The sequence below is a fragment of the Algoriphagus terrigena DSM 22685 genome (assembly GCF_000429445.1).
Lineage (GTDB): Bacteria > Bacteroidota > Bacteroidia > Cytophagales > Cyclobacteriaceae > Algoriphagus > Algoriphagus terrigena.
Genome location: NZ_AUBW01000006.1, coordinates 101,624 through 119,381 on the forward strand (window position 1 = coordinate 101,624; position 17,758 = coordinate 119,381).

Consider the following 17,758-nt stretch of genomic DNA (forward strand, 5'->3'; position numbering starts at 1 on the left):
GTCTTTCGTAAATCGTAAATCAGCCTTGCCACCCATGTGCTTCCCGCACCTTGATCATTGCAGCCAGGATGTCATTCCAAGTTTGTTGATTGTTCATCACCTGGTTTGGGAACATGCAGCCGTCCCAGCAGATGTGCTGGAAAGCCTTGGTTAATTCACCCTTCTCATCTCTCAACCAGTAGCCTGCGTCGTGCGCGATATCCAAGACTCCGTTTGGATCAGTCGCCTGACAGTGACGCCCGGTCTTGTCGTGCGAACCCGAACCGAAAACAGATCCGTCATTCTGCGCCACGTGGAAGTCAATTGTCCAAGGACGGAGCGCATCCGTCACAGTCTTCAAAGCGGCTTTGACAGCATCCCGATCCTTCAGATCTGCGTCTGCAGGGAGGATTCGATGCTCGGGAGCATTGTAGCCCATGGTATATAGAAACGTGTGGGACATGTCCGCCTGGAAACCCACATTCTTGCGATCCACCATCTCCAGCAGCTCGATCATGTGCTTCCAACTGTGCATTGCGCCCCAGCAGATTTCGCCTTCCGCAGCAAGTTTCTCACCAAATCCATCTGCCACATCAGCAGCTTCGCGGAAAGTTTGAGCGATGAGTTTGGTGTTACCCACCGGATCTTTGGCCCAGTCGGATACGCCTGCGGCTGAGTCGATCCGCACGATGCCATAATTTCTCACTCCCAGTTCCTTCAGCTTTTGACCGAATTCGCAGGATTTGCGGACCATCTCTACAAACGTCTTCCGCTGATCGGCATCGCCCATGGCATTCCCTGCCCAGATCGGTGCCACCAAGGAACCTACCTTAAGGTTGTATTTCGAAACTTTATCGGCAAGTTTTTTTGCCTCGTCGGGATTATTTAAGTCAAAATGCTCCAGCAAGCCGACGTCGATTCCGTCAAACTTGACCCCGTCCACCTCAGCGGCGGCAGTCATTTGCAGGAGAGAATCAAAAGGAATAATTGGTTCGGAATCTGGACCTTTTCCGACCCATCCCGGCCAGGTGGCATTATGGAGTTTTGGGAAGTTGTTCATTGTTAAAGGTTATTAAGTTATAGGGTTAAATATTGTTTTTTCGTCAACGGTCAACGGTCCACGGACGACAGTCGATAGCCCGAATCGGGTACCTCATCCGTCAACTCAGTGATTTGAGGGTGAGTTACTCAAGGACCAGCTGCGGACTGTGGACTATTGACCGTTGACAATTCTATTTCACAACCAAATCCGGATTATCCGGACCGAAGTGCTTCAGCATCACAATCGGGTCGGTTTTGGAAAGGTTGGTGATCTTCACGCCTGCCTGAGCTGCCTTTTCGCTAACGAAATATTCGTCATGGGTCAGCTGCCCAAAGCGGATCAAAGACGGGGTCTCAATATCCCAAACGCCCATGGTGCCGTGTCCCTGCATCATGATCATTCCGTAGGCAGCACTATCGGTGATGGTGACGGTCTGGCCTGGGAAGATGGTCAGTTCCTTCGCAGAATAGTCGCGGGATCGATAGCAGATCCAAGCATCGTGGTAGCCAGCCGCATGCATCTTTTCCTCTGCCTCCACCGGTCTTGGCTCCATGTAGTGATTGTCCATCAGATTTGGATTGACGTTGAGATCCCAGTCGATCATCTCCACCAAGAGATCATAGTCACCCCAACGCTCCTTAGGGGCTGCATTCCAAAGGAGTTCTTCCGGAATGATCGCCTCATTCACCAGCGACTGGTACATCGCAAAGATATCGGACGCCTTCTGCGGCTCGTAGGTGCACAGGGAACCCGGCGCGTGGAGCATCCCCGGAGGCACATCCCAACCGGTACCCGGCTGCAGACGGAATGCCTGAGAGTAATTGGTAATCTTATTGTCGCCTTTTTTGAAATCTTTCAGACACTGCAAAATGGTCTCTTTGCTCGTTCCCGGCGCGATTCCGAAGAACGTGTAAGGGAAATCACCGCCATGGTTATTGACTTGGGGAGGAAAATAGTAGGCTTCCGGCTTGCCGTTTTGTCCGGTTAGCTTTCCGAACTCATCGCTCGGGTGGATGTGGTGGGGAAGCGGACCCATGTTGTCAAAAAACTTGGAGTACATCGGCCAGGACTTGTATTTGTCCCAAATCCTAGAACCCACGATCTCCGCGCCCAACTCGTCGATCGCATCCTTTAGGAGGAACGTTTCCGTCTTGCCGCCTTCCTCGAAAGCAATATGGGAAAGACCTTCATTCTTAGAGGTCAGCGGGCCGTTTTCGGCAGGTGTGGTGGATGAAAACCAACGCTCGTCGATCCCTCCGCGCATTCCGCCCAGCGCATAGTAGTCGTCTGGATGGAGTTTGATCCTTCTTCCCGGCACGCAAAACGATCGCGGCACCCAGGTCGGCGTCAATCTCAGTATTCCTTCGCCCTGCTCCAGGGCCTTTTTGGCTAAACTCATGGTATTGGTAATTAGGTTATCTTTTCTTTATTGGAAAATTGAAAGATTGGAAAATTAGCCGCACCCTCCCCACTTCATCATTCAACATTCGGTGTTCTTTATTGTTGGAAGAACTTGTTCGACGTGGCGGATTGGCTCCATCTCAATTTCTCATTCTTAATTCTACATTTTAAATTCTCTTACTTTTTCTCCCGTCAGCACTTCCAGCTTCAAGTCGTAGGTTCTGCTTTCTCCGGGTTCGAGCAAAATGAGTGTTCCGTTTTCTCTCACTGCTGTCTGGCCGACCGGAGGATGGGTCGCAGGCTCCAAGGCGGTTACGTATTCATTTTTCCCCCAATGTTGCCAGTTGATCAGCCAAGGCATTTGGGTTTTGGAAAAGGTGATCTTTAAGCCCAACGCCAAGTTATCGTTGGCGTATCCACAGACCACCTGATCCGAATCCGGGATGATGCAGGCCACATCCTCTCCGTATCCGCTATGCTCGTCGAGGGGAGGTGCGCAGCGGGTGAATTGGTGTTCTCTGTTAAAGTCCGTCCCCACATGGGTGCAGGTGCCAGCGTTACCTTCCGGCACGATTTCGCCTTTCCAGACAATCCTCGTCCCGTCATCGATCAGCGGCCAGCCGCAATTGATGTGATAGAGCAGCATATGCGGCGCGGGGGTATTGCCACGGTTGGTCACCGTGTCTTTGATGTGTATTTCGGCTGAGCCGATCTTTCCCGATATGGAGCGGAGCATCTCCAGACTGGGCCCGAAGGTGGTCGTCTCCCGTACTCTGGCCACGATCTCAAAGCTCAAGTCTCCACTGTGGATATTCGGCTGACGGATGGACACGAGCTCGGCAGGAGAATTGGAATAGTTGCCGTGAAGTCCGCGGGATCCGCTTTCATCTGTATTGGGTCCGCCCGCATTGGATAGGCCACAGGTAGTCAGCAGCCCACCACCAAAGGTCCGCAACCAGTCAATGCCCTGATTGGAAAAAGGCTGCGGGGAAGTCATGCCCGCACGGGAAATCCAAGCCAGACTGTATTGATTATGAAATGCATCCAGGATATCCATGCCCCGATCCAAGACCAGCTTGTAGCGAAGTCCTGCCCCGGTATTGATCCAAGCTATCCGAACTCCCCGTCCGGCCCCGTTGTCCACGACAGAAGTTTCGATGCCACCGATTTGGTGGGAGTTGGACAGTTTATGTTTCCAATGGGCGATTTCTGAGAGATTCATTTTGGGAGTTTGTACTGACCTGTAACCTATAAAAAAGGCCTCCTGAGACTATCCTGCTGTATAAGGGTGTTTCGGAAAAGCGAGGAAGTAAGATAGAAAAAAATGCCTAGCCCAAATTTGCCACTGATCAAAAATAACCCGCGCATGAACTTGAGCTCTCAGCGCCACGGGGACGAGTTAGCTTGATTTGAACTTTGCATACAAAAAACAGCCAGTTGTCAGATCATCACGAAAAAACCTATTTTTTGTGAATTCTGTATTTTTTTCACATTCTTATTGTTTTTTGAAACCAATATTTGTAATCCTTATATTTTTTTATTCAATTCAATAAAATTTTTAACCCTGTTTAGTAAATATCTACAAACACTAATTCTTACTATTTCGCATTGTCCCGAGCAAGAGATGAACGAGAAATGGGTACTCGACAAAATCAAAAATGATAATGGGGATTCTCCCCGGATGGAATTCAGAAGCAAAGGAGCTGAAATCGGTTCACCATAAGAATCCCGAAAGACTGATCTACCAGAATGACCGGAAATTGAAACCGGAACCAAACACATTTGAAGAATACTGAGGCTCCCTACCGAAAGCCACGGCCGTGTGAAGAAATCCATTTCCCAAGGCAAATCAGGATCAGAGAGATTTCGAAATGCTCCGAGGGAATTGGCAAATCAACCGACCGATTAAAAAGTAAGCAACCGGCCCGATTCTAATAAAAGAGACTAAACCAGCAGTGAATAAAATAGAGCAAATGTCCCGATCAAAAGGATCGGGAAAACAACATAGAGAATAGTACCAAGTCCGAAAGGATAAGGCAGAATGATTAACAATACGCCCAAACTCATCAAAGAATCATTCTAACCACTAACCAATCAATCTATGCTCTCAAATTTTACCCACTATTTGCTGGCAGCTGGCCTGGTGGGAGCCATTGCGCTCCCACCCTCCGCCTACAGCCACCCTTTGCAACAACCGGCCAACGGGTCAAGTCCCAATCAGGGGCAAGACACCGAAGCCTTGGAATCCGCAATGAAGGATCTGGAAGAGATCTATGCAACCTCTATGGCCTCTACACGGGCTACAAGTAATTCGACTCCGGCGACTGTCAAGTCCCAGCTCACGGTAGCCGAGAACCTCGACCGGATTCTCAAGGGAAGTCAGATCCAATACAAGAAAGGTTCGGGAAGTTACTACCTCCCGGAAAAACGGAGCGAGTCCCCCTCAGTTCCCTTTGCAGGCAACCAAACCCTTTCGACATCCCAACCACAAGTGATCGCAAAAGCGGATCGGACGATCCAGGGAATTGTCTTCGATGACACTGAGGTAGGAATCCCCGGCACCAGCGTCATCATCAAAGGCACCAACATCGGCGTGGTGACTGATCTTGACGGCAGGTTCTCGCTGAGCTTTGACGAATCTATACCCAGTCCCGTCTTGGTGGTCTCCTTTATCGGGTTCACTACCCAAGAGATCCCCATCGGCACGCAGACCGAGTACAGCATCATCCTCGCACCCTCTGACTTGGCGCTGAGCGAAGTGGTGGTCACCGCCTTTGGGTTGGCCAGAGACAAGAAAGCCCTGGGATATTCTACCCAAAGCGTCAACGGAGACGCGCTCACGGAAGCCCGCGCAGCAAACGTCGCAAACTCACTTTCCGGGCGGGTAGCAGGAGTACAGGTCACCGGCAATTCCAGTCCAGGCAGTGGCTCCCACATTGTCATCCGGGGTTCATCCTCTGTGGCGGGCAACAACGAACCGCTGATTGTGGTGGATGGGGTTCCTTTGGAACAAACTTCCTCCAAAAAGTACGGCAGCGGCCTATCGGAACTAAACCCCGACAACATTAAGGAGATCAACGTCCTGAAAGGCCCTACTGCGGCTGCACTCTACGGATCCAGAGCAGCGAACGGGGTCATCATGGTCACCACCAAAAACGGTGAAGGTACCCAGGGAATCGGACTGGAATTCAACTCGAATATGACCTGGGATAACCCATTGGTCAAGCCATCCTTTCAAAACACCTATGGAGGTGGGGCAGGCTATAGCACCTGGTACGTAGATGGGCGAAATGGCTTCGACGCCGACGGCATCCGAGGCACCGCCGGTGTGGACGAAAGCTGGGGTGCGCCCATGGACGGCCGGATGGTTCCTCTTTGGTATTCCGCTCCCGAAAAAGTCGCTCTTCTGCCCCAGCCCAACAACTGGGAGGACTTCTGGGAAACTGGCTCCACCCAAACCTTCAACGTGGCACTTTCCGGAGGAAATGAGTTTGGAAGCTTCCGGCTTTCCGTAGGAAAAATGGATCAAACCAGCATCATGCTGAACAATGACTATTGGAGAAACAACTTCAAGCTGAACACTTCCTACAAGTTCACTCCGAAGCTGCAGGTGATGGTCAATGCCGAATACATCAAATCCGGCTCCGACAACAGAAACTTCTCCAGCAGCCAGGATTTCATCTGGGCACACCGCCATTCCGACTACACCAAGCTGAAAAACTGGGAAGACTACTATGAGACTCAGGCGGCTACTTTCCGTCCCGGAGACTCCTACCCCTATGCCAACTGGCAGCACGAATACTTCTCCAATCCTTTCTTCTATCAGGAAGCCTACACCAACGCCAACGAGAAAGATCGCCTCGTCGGCAACATCGCCTTGACCTATGAATTCAACGAGCACTTCAGCGTCCTCGTCCGAAGCGGCACCGACTTCTGGTCTGATCTGAGGGAAAATGTGACGGGGGTGGAATACACCAAAAACAACGTGAAAGTATTGGGATCTTATCAGGAGATCGCACTCAGAAGTCAGGAAACCAACAATGACTTGATCTTGACTTATGACCAAAAAATCTCCAACGACTTTTCGTTGAAAATCCAGGCAGGAGCCATCAACCGCACCAACCTGTACAAAAGAACCCAAGTCAACATCGGACAATTGACCATCGACGGGCTCTACAACCTCGGCAACTATGCCAGCCCAACCACACCGTCCAGCGAGACCAGCGAACAGGTGGTCAACAGTGTCTTTGGCTCCGCACAACTGGGATTCAAAAATTACCTGTTTCTCGATCTGACAGGAAGAAACGACTGGTCAAGCACTCTGCCGGTGGACAACAACTCCTTCTTTTATCCCTCGGTAGCACTTAGCGCAGTCGTCACGGACATGTTCAACATCTCTTCAGACGTGCTGTCCTTTGCCAAGATCAGAGGAAGTATCGCACAGGTAGGAAACTCCGCCGATCCCTACAAACTCAATCAAGTCTACGCTTCAATGGGACTGTGGGCAGGCACCACGCCGACCTACACCGAATCCAAGGAAATCGCCAACCGAAACCTGAAGCCAGAAATCACGACAGGAAAAGAACTCGGAATAGATTTGCGTTTCTTCGAGGGCAGACTGGGTCTGGACATGACCTACTATCACCAGTCCACCGTCAACCAGATCCTTGCGGTCTCCATCTCCACCGCCTCCGGCTACAACAGCCAGATCCTGAATGCCGGAGAAATCACCAACCAAGGCATCGAACTGATGCTGACGGCCATCCCCCTGGAGCTTCCCTCCGGCCTAAGATGGGACGTCGCGCTGAACTTCGCCAGAAACAGAAACAAGGTCGTAGAACTGGCTGAAGGATTAGAAAACTACATCCTCGGCACACAAAACAGCCTTACCTCCGAAGCTAGGGTAGGTCAGCCGTACGGCACACTCTATGGAAGACGCTACCTCCGAAGCCCGGAAGGCGACCTGATCTACAGTAATGGTCTTCCAATCCTGGAAGAAGGAACCTATGCACTCGGCAACATCCAACCTGACTGGATCGGCGGTCTTACCAATTCCTTCAGTTTCAAAGGATTCTCCCTTTCGTCCTTGATTGACGTCAAGATGGGTGGGGATATCTTCGACGTGGGCACAGGACTGGCAAGGAAAACCGGCCAGTACGCCGAAACCGCCGCCGGTCGTGAGGAAGGAATCATTGGAGAGGGTGTCATGAACGTGGGCACCAGTGAAGAGCCTGTCTTTGTCCCAAATGATGTCATCGTCAGCGCAACCACCTTCTGGAACGCACAAAATCCAAGAACCTACCACGAGGCCGGGATCTTTGACGGAACCTATGTCAAGCTTAGAGAACTGACTTTCGGCTACAGCTTCCCTCAAAACTTCCTTGGCAACAAGTTCATCCAGTCGATGAAGCTGACTTTCATCGCCCGCAACCTGGCCATTTTGTATAAAAACCATCCGCACATGGATCCCGAAGTGGACAACAAGGGCGGCAACGGTCAGGGCTTTGCCTACGGCGAAATGCCCACCACCCGAAGCATGGGATTCAACCTGAACGTCACTTTTTAATCGCCTAATCCTAAAACACTAACTGTCATGAAAAAAACTTACATAAAGTCACTTTCTGCACTGCTCCTTGTGTTGGGAGCTTGGACGGTACAGTCCTGTACCGGTGAGTTTGAGGAGATGAATACAGATCCAAACAATCCTGTCGAGATCTCACCTGCTTTGCTTCTGCCAAATGCCATCCAGACTGTGGTCGACAGATATTGGGGCCATAGCACCCGGTACGAGCGACTGAATATCGATGCCGCGATGTGCTGGGTCCAGCACCTTTCCCGCAATATCTACATCAATGCCGAGGGGGATAGCTACGAAATTCCACTGACCATCTCTTCCGGTACCTGGAATAAGATCTTCACGGAGTCTCTGGTCAATTTCGAGCGGGTGGAAAACCTCTCTGCCCCAGGAGCCGCTTATGCCAACAGTAACTACGTCGGCGTGGCCTTGGTGATGAAAGCCTTTGCTTTTTCCTATCTCACTGACGTATTCGGGCCGATCCCCTATTCCGAAGCGCTGCAAGGGACTGCTGAAGTCGTCATCAATTCTCCGAAATACGATTCCATGGAGGAGATCTATGCAGGCTTGCTGGCTGATCTGGAAGACGCCAACACCAATCTCGTAGTGGGCGGCCCACCGATCACAGGTGACATCCTCTTTGGCGGAAACATCCTGAAATGGAAGATGTTTGCCAACTCACTGGCCTTAAGAATCGCGAACAGGCAGGCGGCAAAAAAACCGGCTGAGTCCAGAGCCATCCTCACCAAGATCCTCGCTGACCCCGCCAAATATCCTGTATTTACCAAGCAGTCAGAGTCTGCTCAACTGCAACATTTCGATGTAATCGGCAGCCGCAACAAGATGTTTGACGTCTTCTCGACCCGCTCCGACTGGAACGTCAGCTCCACGCTGATCGACCGACTCAAGGCACTCAAAGATGACCGGATCAAAGTCTACGCACAGCCTTTGGCCGATGGCAGCTACGCCGGACTCCCCAACGGGCTGACTGATGCCGCCGCGGGCACTTTCAACGCCTCGCGTATCGGCACCAAGTACCTGAGTCCGATTGCGCCAAGCCTCCTGATGACGTTCACCGAGTTACTGTTTATCAAAGCTGAGGCGGCTTTTGACGGAGATATCACAGGAGACCCAAGCGCTTTGCTTGCAGATGCTATCGGGGCCAGTTTTACCGAACACGGACTGACCATGCCTGCCGACTACATGAGCAGAATCGGCGCGGTTACCAAGGAAACCATCATGACCCAAAAATGGCTGGCACTGTTCGGTCAGGGTGTCGAAGCTTGGGTGGAATACCGCAGGACAGGATACCCGGTCATGCCTCCACCACATCCTAGCGCGGTTTTTTCCAACGAGGGAGTGCTCCCTACCCGCATCGAATATCCGACATCGGAATATTCGCTCAACCAGACCAACCTCTCCGAAGGTGTCACCAAACTCGGTGGCCCTGACAACATGAGAACACCACTCTGGTGGGTAGAATAGTCCAGTATCCACTTTCAAAAACGCATATCATGAAATTGAACATGACTCAGACCGTCACACATCGGGTTGTAAACCATGCGAGATTCCATATGGCCTCAAAAAAATAATCATATGAAAAAATCTATAAAACACTCCACCCTATTCATCGCACTGTCCCTGATGCTTTTTGCTCAGGCTTGTGTAGAAGCCGACGATCTGGTGACTCCAAACGTTGCCGCACCGGTACTGATCCTGCTGCAGGGCACGGCATTCTCACCTACGTCGTCTGTCTCCGTCAGCTCGAAGACCTTTGAGCTCGACAAGACCAACATTCTGGATCATAACCTGGGCATTGACTCTATCCCGGTAGCCAATCTTGCGCTGGACGTCTATGTGGCCAACACCAGAAAAGTAGCCTCGCTAACCACCGATACCGAAGGGATAGCAGACTTGGTCATCAGCTGGGCTGATCTGGGAGTCGATGTACCAAAAAGCGGAACCCAGGTCAGACTGGAGTTTGCCGGCACGCACAAATCCATCGCTTTCAGAAAATATCATACTGTCCGAGTTCAATAAAAACACCTTAAAAAAACCATTTCATCCAAAATCTCACCAATCATGAAACAAGCAATTAGCAGAAGAAACTGGCTCAAATCGGGCTTTATGGCCATGGGAGCAATGAGCCTGGCTCCCTCACTCGCTTTCGCAGGAAAAGAAAATCTGCATTCCTATCGGCCAGAAAGCCGGCTAAAAGAGTACCTCCCTACCTTCAACTATGATGAGGCGAGAATCGTAGCAAAACTTAACGCCAACGAAAATCCTTATGGCCCTTCCCCAAAAGTGATTCAGGCTATCTCGGATTCGGTGTCCATGGGAAACCGATACGGACACGGCGACGCAGCCACTTTGATCAAGATGATTGCCGAAAAAGAGGGCGTGACTCCAGCCCACATCATGATGGGACCCGGCTCTTCTGATCTTTTGGAAAAAACGGCCTTCGTACAGTTCAGAAACGGAGGAAACATCGTATCGGCAGATCCCGCCTACATGTCGATCATGAGCACCGCCCAATCGATGGGTGCCACGTGGAAGCCAACGCCATTGACGCTGGACTTTCAACACGATCTGGATGCGATGGCCAAGGAAGTCGATGCTGAGACCAAGCTGGTGTACATCTGCAATCCCAACAACCCCACCGGCTCGACCACAGATGCGGCCAAGCTCAAGGCCTTTTGTGCCAAAACTTCCGAAAAAGTCCCCGTCTTCGTAGATGAAGCCTATTTGGAATTCATGGACAATCCTGAAGCCAACACGATGGTAGGTCTGGTAGCCGAGGGCAAGGACGTCATCGTAGCCCGAACTTTCTCCAAGATCCATGGAATGGCCGGGCTGAGAATCGGGTACATGGTCGCTCAGCCGGAGCGGATCGAGACGATCACTTCGCTGGTCAGAAGTACCATGGGACTATGCGTCACCTCACTCAAAGGAGCCATCGCCAGCATGAACGAGCAGGAATTTCTCGCCAACTGCAAGAGTCTCAATACGGAATGCAGAGAATACACGGCCTCCGAGATCACTTCCCTGGGATATGACATCATCCCTTCCTGCACCTCATTCATGATTTTCCCCATCGCCATGGAAGGCCCGACCTTCATGAAGGGGATGTATGACGGCGGCGTCGGCATCCGGGTCTTCAAGATAGACGACAAACCGTGGTGCCGAGTCAGCATGGGAACCATGGACGAAATGCAGCAATTCGTCGAAACCTTCAAGAAAACTACCGCCTGATCTTCCCCTTTTACCCATGAGTATAGCTTTAGAAAAAACCATCTCTCTGATCCTCCTGATTGGAATCGGCGTTTTGCTCCAGCAAAAATTCCAATCTGAGGATCAGAAGAAGGGACTCAAAACCCTGATTCTTACAATTGCTCTACCAGCTATGATCTTTGTCGCATTGATGAAGATCGAAATCAACCCGGACTTGCTGATCCTTCCGGTCATGGCCTTGGGATTCAACCTGGCGATGATGTACCTCACCCGACTTTCCATGCCGGCATTTGGCATACAGAAGGATTCCGCGGAGATGAGAACGCTCGCCCTGCTGGTTCCGTCGCTTGCTCCCGGATTGACCTGCTTTCCTTTCGTAGCCGAATACCTCGGAGATGATCTGCTGGCTTGGTCGGCGCTGGCAGATATCGGAAACAAAATCTTCGTGCTGATCCTAGCCTACATGCTCGCTATGTCTTGGTACTACAAGACCCAACAGCTACAGCCTAGGTCTAACAAAGAAAAAATCAAGGAACTCCTGTTGGCAATGGTCAGTGAGCCGATCAACCTGGTCATCATCGTGGCAATCATCCTACTGAGCTTTGGGCTCAATATGGAAAGCCTCCCACTGTCTATCTCAGCAGCGATCATCATGCTGAAAGATGTGATGACGCCATTGGTGCTCCTATTCATCGGGATCGCGGTCGTCTTCAAGTGGAAGCAACTCCAGACGATCTTTTCCTTGCTGCTCTTCCGGGCGGGTTTTACGTTTCTCCTGAGCGGCTTGTTCCTGTGGCTCGTCCCAGGCATTCCCACTTCCGTCGCGCTGCTGGCCGTCGTATTTCCCCAAAGCGCCGTAAGTTTCTGGCCTTTTGCACACATGTCTGCCATCCGCAAGATGGAACTGACGCTGGGGAGTAAAAAGGCAACCTTCGATCTCGAACTGGGGATCAATGTACTTGCGGTCTCCATGCCGTTGAGCACTCTGATGATCCTGGGTGTGTTCACTACCGAAAACCTATGGGTCGTTCCGACAAATGTGCTGATTCTGGGTGCGGCACTCGTCGGAGTTTCTTTGGCACCGAAGGTCTTCAAACTCATGGTCACCAATAGAAAAAGTCTGACACAGCGCGAAGAACGCAGCTTTGGAGATCTGGAATTCAGAAAGATGGAAAAGTAAGAAAGCAGAATACAAACCCAATCCGGTCAAATCAACGACCGAATGCACCAAAAAAAATAGGCCGAATCCTGTGGAATCGGCCTATTTCATTTCAAAGACGGTAGTATTATCGGGTGCTACAATCAATCAGGTTGATTATAGCTTTTTCAGCTCAATATTCTTGAACATCACTTTCATCGGCGGACCAACGTGGACCTGAAAGCCCATCAGGCCTTTGGCCATGCGGTTTTTGGAATCCTCGTCTTTTACTTCGCTCATCAGCGTGCCGTTGACATAGTGCTGCATGACGTTTCCTTTGGCGACGATACGGATAGAATTCCAATCGTTTTTCTTGATCAAAGCTCCCAACTCATCTCGGTTGCCAAGTTCAGAGACCACATTAAGTCCCTTCCAGGCATTGCGCTCCACAAAACCACGCGTCTCAGTGATGCTATCCGGCTGAGAAGTGATGCGGGTATTTTGGCCACGATAAGCCAACGTAGTGCGCTTCCGCTCCTCGTAATTCTGCCCGGTATAGCGGTTGCCTCCGTCGATGTCAGCCTGATAGCCACGCAAGGCATAAGGAACCTCCGTGAAGCGGTCGCTTCGATACTGCACACCGGAGTTGCCCTGCTCGGAGATCCAGTAGTCCACTTTCAGCTCAAAATCGCCGGGCTCTCCACCTTTCCAGATGATAAAGGTGTTGCTTTTTAAAATCGTTTCTGGAGTGATCTCGCCCACGATGGCTCCATCCTTCACGGACCAATACACGGGATCATACTCCCAGCCTTCGAGATCTGTCCCGTTGAAGATGGATTTGAATCCTTTTTCCTGAGTTTCCGGAGTCTGGGAAGACCCCAGGAAGACGGACAGCAGGCACGCTGCCAGTCCGATTCCTGTGAGTTTTATTTTTCGAATGTTCATCGTCATCGTCGGTTTATTGTGCTGGAGCGGCAGCGGCTGCTGCCGGCTTATATACCGCGTGATCAGGATTCCCTCCGGAGATCAAGTAAGCCATCAGGTCTTTGAGCTCCTCTGGGTTCAGTCGGTTGATCAGGCCTGGCATCATGATAGACACATCGGCGTTTTTCTTAAGTACCACGTCGGTTTTAGGGACGGTACGGATCACATCCGGCGCAAAAGGGTTCTGAGAGATGTAGTAATTAGCCTCATCCTCGTCGTTGAGTTTACCAACAATCGAGCCACCTGCTTTCAATTCCAAGACCGTCGCGTGATACTGATCGGAGATCGTAGCACTCGGATCAATGGTCGCCACCAAGATGTCTTTTGCAGAGAATCTGGTACCCAGCTGAGACAAGTCCGGACCGATCGCTCCGCCCTCACCTTGGATAGTATGGCAAGACTGGCACATCACCGCGCCAAACATCGCTTTGCCTTTGACCAAATCTCTGCCGGCAAGATTTTGCACCACCGAGTCTGCCTCGTCAACGTTCCACCTTCTGCCCGGACCTTCTGGTTGCACACCGGTATTTAGGATATCATTACCACTGGAAGTGAGGAGTTTTCCTCCGGACATTTCATCATACTTTACAGAGTCAGCCTTGTCCACGCTCGATAGAGCCATCTTTCTGGCGCGGTCGATGAAGCCAACATAGCTTCGTCCACCCTTGTAAGCAGTCAGCGCATTGTTGATCCATTTGAAGTATTCTTCGCGCTGGGCTGGAGTCCAGCCTTTGTCAGCTCCGCCCAATACAGTCGCATAGAAAGTTGCCTGTGCCGGAGGAACGTTGGCAAGCATGCTGGCAATATCCATCCCGTACTGTGGATTTCTGAACACGAGGTCAGAGGATGCCATGGAAGTCTTCTGGTAGTTCTCATCATCTTTGGCAGTTTTAAGCAAGGCCAATGTCTTCTCCACAGCCGACGGCGCATCGAGATGAACCATCAAGATACTCAGCGAACGATTGAGCATATTTTCGTTGGCAGGGAAATGCGGATCCAGATACGTCACCAATTGCGCCTTGACAGGCTCAGCCCCTTTGTCATATCTGTAGAGGATCACTTCGATCGTTCTCAGGAGATCCTGCTGATCTTTGGCAGACAGTGATTTGTAATCAATCTGCATCAGACTGTTAAGCATCGCAGCTGCATCTGCGTCCGTGGCGTGATGTGCCAAAGCGAGGTTAGCGTGGATCTTTTTGACTGCGTCAGTTTCACTGATTGCACGATCCTTCCAAGTCGCTACGGGCTGATGCTCCAGCACAATTCTGGCAGCATATTGCACATAGCGATCTTTGTTGTTAAGCTCTGCCCAGGCTTTTTCGATGCCGTCTGCAGGCGCTCCAGTATGGTGATATTTCTCCAGTTCCCGTCGGGTGATAGCCTCTTTGGGAAGGTCACTTTCTTTCAAAGGAACGTGGGTGTCCAGATCGCCTTTGTAGTAGACACGATAGAGGTCAGACTCCAATCTTCGTCCACCTGTAGCAAAATACATCGCTCCATCGGGGCCAATTGTCCCGTCTGTCAGCGGTAGCGGAGATCCGGAGATAAACTCTTCAGAGCTAGCTTCGTAGCTGGCACCTGAAGGAGTAAAGTGAGTCGCATAGATAATACCGAAGCTCCAATCAAAGGTGTAAAGCGCCTTTTTGTACTTGCTCGGGAAGTTTGCATCGAAGGCAAACATTGCATTGGTAGGCGAACCCTGGCCTAGGTTGACGAGCGCAGGCAAATTGTCAGGGTAGACCGGTGACCACTTCGAGTTACCTGTTCTCCAGCCAAACTCAGCACCGCTGGTGACGTGGTTGATTCGGGTAGGGCGATACCAAGGCATCCCAAAATCCCATTCCATATCTGCATCGTAGGCGAAGATGTCCCCCACTTCGTTGTAATCGAAATCAAAAGCATTTCTAAAACCTGCTCCGATCAGCTCCCAATCCGTTCCTTCCGGATTGATCCGTGCGATCCATCCGCCCGGTGCCATTCGGTTGTTGGCGTGACCTCTGGGATCTTTGATCAGTGGGAAGAGATTGTCCTCTTGCCACACATTTGGAAGTCTGTAGGAATTCATCTCCGGCACGTCCACGTGATTACCTGCGATCAGGTAGATCCCTTTGCCGTCCGGAGTGACTTTCATACTGTGCGGACCATGCTCTCCCGGGTCACCTTTGAGCTCTCTGATTTGGGTGACCGTCTCATACTGGTCGTCCCCATCCAAATCCTGGATGCGATACAGACCGGTAGGCTGGCTAAAAGTCTCATTGGGATTGTGATTGACCATCACATAGAGTGAATTGAATGCGTAGAGCAGGCCCTGCGCATAACCCATTCCCACCTTTGGTTCGGCGACATTGCCGACGTGCAGTCTTTCTACCTTAGGCTTCACGGTGGAGTCCGAACCGATCGGAGGAAGCTCCAGGCGGTAGAGGAATCCGTATTGATCGGAAGTGATCATGCGGCCTTTGTCATCAAAGGTCATCGCTACCCAGGAACCTTGGTCATTCTCTCCCGGACTGTAGAGCAACTCGGCCACAAAACCGTCCGGAAGTTTGAGTTTGTCAATTTTGGGATTGCCGGTAAGCTGCCGGCCAGTCTCTTCTTTTTTGGAGCAGGCAAAAGAGATTGCCACGATCCCCGCCAAAAAGAGAAGATTCTTAAGAGTGCTTTTGTGGAACATATTTTTTGGGATTATTGGATTGCAGGTAAATAAAATATCATAGACTTCAAATTGGGAATTATTTGATAAGGTGAAAAGCCATTCAAGCAAGCTATTTACTTTCTGTCATTTAATTAACTGTCCTGCTATCTCTGCCTGGTAAGAAAATAACCCAACAACTTCCAGATTTCAAGAATCTTACCGGTTGTCGGGCTATTTGATTGAAGAAAACCAACTTAGAAATAAGGACTCAAATTAGATTCATCCGCAGGATAAGGATAGAATTTGTTCAGGTTAGTGAATACATTTTGACGTGGGACAGCTCTCGGCGGATAGTAGTAGTCCGCTGGATTAGCTACGATTCGTTGCCCCAATGGAACGATGATTTCCTGGATACGGTCTGTCCGCTGGATATCAAACCATCTTTTGTTTTCGAAGGCAAGTTCCACTCTTCTTTCTTTGAAGATAGCCTCTCTCATCTCAGCCTGACCAGCGGCGGTAGTCGCTGCCAAACCAGCTCGTGTACGTATCTGATTCAAGTAGCCTGCCGCTTCTCCAGTCTTGCCCTGCTCATTAAGGATCTCAGCCATGAAGAGCAATACTTCAGCATAGCGGAAGATATGGAAGTTCGTCCCGGTATTGCCATGCTGTGAGTGCTTCTTGGCGAATTTCTTGATATAGGGATAATTTTTGTCTATCCGCTCACTGCTGGATAAGAATACCCAAGCAATGGAGGCATCTTTTCTGGTATCTCCCGGTTCGTAGGCCGCAATGATGTCTGGAGTTGGGATATTGTTCCCCTCTCCATCCAAGCTTTGCGTATTGTTGGTGCCCGTGATAGGCTTGAGCTCAGCAGCCAACAAGGGTCTTGGCATCATCCGGTAGATAATGTCGTTTTGGAATCCAGCGGCTCCTTCGAGATACTGCACTTCAAAGACCGATTCGGAGTTATTCTTGTTTGCGGCGTTGTCAGAGAATGCCATATCATAACTTCCCATCAGCGAATACTCCCCGCTGCTGATCACAGGAGCCAGGATTTGCTCTGCCTCTGCCCATTGCTTACGGTTGATGTAGACATTGGCGAGGAGTGTTCGTGCCGCTCCCTCAGTTACACGACCGAGCTGCTGAGCGGATCGCTTGGGAAGCAATGGAACCGCCTCGACCAAGTCCTTGATGATTTGGGCATATACTTCATCTTCCGTAGACAAAGGCAAGGCTGCTTCATCCCGTCCTCCTACTGGAGTAAGGTGAAGCGGAACACTACCCCAATATCTGGCGAGCTCAAAATAGGCATACGCTCTCAGGAACAAGGCCTGGCCCCTCACGTTTGCCTTTGCTGTTGCATCGAAGTCTACCCCATCGATCAATGCCAGGATCTGATTGGTTCGGGCGATGATCAGATAGTCTTGTCTCCACTGGTTGAGGAGGTGGGTGTTTGGGTTGGTGCCATTGGACACCAGTACGGAAAAGTCCGCCAAGTCCTCCTGTGGATCCACAGCCCCGAAGTTCGGGTTACGTCCATAATAGGTATTGTCGGAGTGCATTTCACTTAGAAGCCAGCTCCTTTCAGTAGTTATTGCCCGAAGCGGTGCGTAGGCAGCATTTACAGCCTGTTCAAAATCCGTCCGGGTTTTGAAGAAGGTATTGGAGGTCAACTCGGTCTCCGGAATTACGGTCAGAAAATCCTCACAGCTGGTCAGCAGGATACTTGCCGTAGCTATTGCTATTATATATTTTTTCATTGTTAATGTCTTTTTG

At 50.7% G+C, this 17,758-nt stretch carries 11 protein-coding genes; 5 read left to right on the top strand and 6 right to left on the bottom strand.

All coding sequences use genetic code 11. The annotated features are described in order from the left end of the window. Nucleotides 1-19 precede the first annotated feature (19 nt). From G459_RS0106350 to G459_RS0106360, 3 genes are all read right to left on the bottom strand, one after another. Nucleotides 20-1,039, bottom strand: a complete 1,020-nt coding sequence (locus tag G459_RS0106350) for a sugar phosphate isomerase/epimerase family protein (protein WP_026966888.1) — start codon at nucleotides 1,037-1,039, stop codon at nucleotides 20-22. A gap of 172 nt (nucleotides 1,040-1,211) precedes the next feature. Continuing rightward, the gene (locus G459_RS0106355; RefSeq protein ID WP_026966889.1) at nucleotides 1,212-2,420 is read right to left on the bottom strand and encodes a cupin domain-containing protein; all 1,209 of its coding nucleotides are present in this window, start codon (nucleotides 2,418-2,420) and stop codon (nucleotides 1,212-1,214) included. A 162-nt stretch (nucleotides 2,421-2,582) separates the two neighbouring features. Beyond that, a complete protein-coding gene (locus G459_RS0106360; RefSeq protein WP_026966890.1) occupies nucleotides 2,583-3,644 on the bottom strand; it encodes an aldose 1-epimerase family protein in 1,062 nt (353 codons plus the stop codon). 879 nt (nucleotides 3,645-4,523) lie between these two features. Here G459_RS0106360 and G459_RS0106370 point away from each other — a divergent pair. The 5 genes from G459_RS0106370 (at nucleotide 4,524) to G459_RS26985 (ending at nucleotide 12,408) form a co-directional block, all read left to right on the top strand. Continuing rightward, the gene (locus G459_RS0106370; RefSeq protein ID WP_026966891.1) at nucleotides 4,524-7,988 is read left to right on the top strand and encodes a SusC/RagA family TonB-linked outer membrane protein; all 3,465 of its coding nucleotides are present in this window, start codon (nucleotides 4,524-4,526) and stop codon (nucleotides 7,986-7,988) included. A 27-nt stretch (nucleotides 7,989-8,015) separates the two neighbouring features. Continuing rightward, complete coding sequence (locus tag G459_RS0106375) at nucleotides 8,016-9,482, top strand: SusD/RagB family nutrient-binding outer membrane lipoprotein (protein WP_026966892.1); 1,467 nt, start codon at nucleotides 8,016-8,018, stop codon at nucleotides 9,480-9,482. Nucleotides 9,483-9,593: 111 nt separating this feature from the next. Then, a complete protein-coding gene (locus tag G459_RS0106380) occupies nucleotides 9,594-10,037 on the top strand; it encodes a hypothetical protein (protein WP_026966893.1) in 444 nt (147 codons plus the stop codon). A 42-nt stretch (nucleotides 10,038-10,079) separates the two neighbouring features. Beyond that, nucleotides 10,080-11,249, top strand: a complete 1,170-nt coding sequence (locus tag G459_RS0106385; protein ID WP_026966894.1) for a pyridoxal phosphate-dependent aminotransferase — start codon at nucleotides 10,080-10,082, stop codon at nucleotides 11,247-11,249. A 16-nt stretch (nucleotides 11,250-11,265) separates the two neighbouring features. Next, nucleotides 11,266-12,408 (top strand): AEC family transporter, encoded by a 1,143-nt coding sequence (locus G459_RS26985; RefSeq protein ID WP_051315101.1) that lies wholly within the window; start codon nucleotides 11,266-11,268, stop codon nucleotides 12,406-12,408. Between the two features lie 135 nt (nucleotides 12,409-12,543). Here G459_RS26985 and G459_RS0106395 read toward each other — a convergent pair whose 3' ends face one another. From G459_RS0106395 to G459_RS0106405, 3 genes are all read right to left on the bottom strand, one after another. After that, nucleotides 12,544-13,311 (bottom strand): 3-keto-disaccharide hydrolase, encoded by a 768-nt coding sequence (locus G459_RS0106395; protein WP_425393744.1) that lies wholly within the window; start codon nucleotides 13,309-13,311, stop codon nucleotides 12,544-12,546. Nucleotides 13,312-13,324: 13 nt separating this feature from the next. Further along, complete coding sequence (locus G459_RS26990; protein ID WP_035455319.1) at nucleotides 13,325-16,021, bottom strand: c-type cytochrome; 2,697 nt, start codon at nucleotides 16,019-16,021, stop codon at nucleotides 13,325-13,327. A gap of 215 nt (nucleotides 16,022-16,236) precedes the next feature. Continuing rightward, nucleotides 16,237-17,742 carry a RagB/SusD family nutrient uptake outer membrane protein gene (locus G459_RS0106405; RefSeq protein ID WP_026966896.1) on the bottom strand — a complete coding sequence of 502 codons (1,506 nt, stop codon included), beginning with the start codon at nucleotides 17,740-17,742 and terminating at the stop codon, nucleotides 16,237-16,239. Nucleotides 17,743-17,758 lie beyond the last annotated feature (16 nt).

Bases quoted from the DNA above. Each gene is read 5' to 3' on its own strand.
- G459_RS0106405 (WP_026966896.1), bottom strand. From the start codon at position 17,742: ATGAAAAAATATATAATAGCAATAGCTACGGCAAGTATCCTGCTGACC.
- G459_RS0106380 (WP_026966893.1), top strand. From the start codon at position 9,594: ATGAAAAAATCTATAAAACACTCCACCCTATTCATCGCACTGTCCCTG.
- G459_RS0106355 (WP_026966889.1), bottom strand. From the start codon at position 2,420: ATGAGTTTAGCCAAAAAGGCCCTGGAGCAGGGCGAAGGAATACTGAGA.
- G459_RS0106350 (WP_026966888.1), bottom strand. From the start codon at position 1,039: ATGAACAACTTCCCAAAACTCCATAATGCCACCTGGCCGGGATGGGTC.
- G459_RS0106395 (WP_425393744.1), bottom strand. From the start codon at position 13,311: ATGAACATTCGAAAAATAAAACTCACAGGAATCGGACTGGCAGCGTGC.
- G459_RS0106385 (WP_026966894.1), top strand. From the start codon at position 10,080: ATGAAACAAGCAATTAGCAGAAGAAACTGGCTCAAATCGGGCTTTATG.
- G459_RS26990 (WP_035455319.1), bottom strand. From the start codon at position 16,021: ATGTTCCACAAAAGCACTCTTAAGAATCTTCTCTTTTTGGCGGGGATC.
- G459_RS0106360 (WP_026966890.1), bottom strand. From the start codon at position 3,644: ATGAATCTCTCAGAAATCGCCCATTGGAAACATAAACTGTCCAACTCC.
- G459_RS0106370 (WP_026966891.1), top strand. From the start codon at position 4,524: ATGCTCTCAAATTTTACCCACTATTTGCTGGCAGCTGGCCTGGTGGGA.
- G459_RS0106375 (WP_026966892.1), top strand. From the start codon at position 8,016: ATGAAAAAAACTTACATAAAGTCACTTTCTGCACTGCTCCTTGTGTTG.
- G459_RS26985 (WP_051315101.1), top strand. From the start codon at position 11,266: ATGAGTATAGCTTTAGAAAAAACCATCTCTCTGATCCTCCTGATTGGA.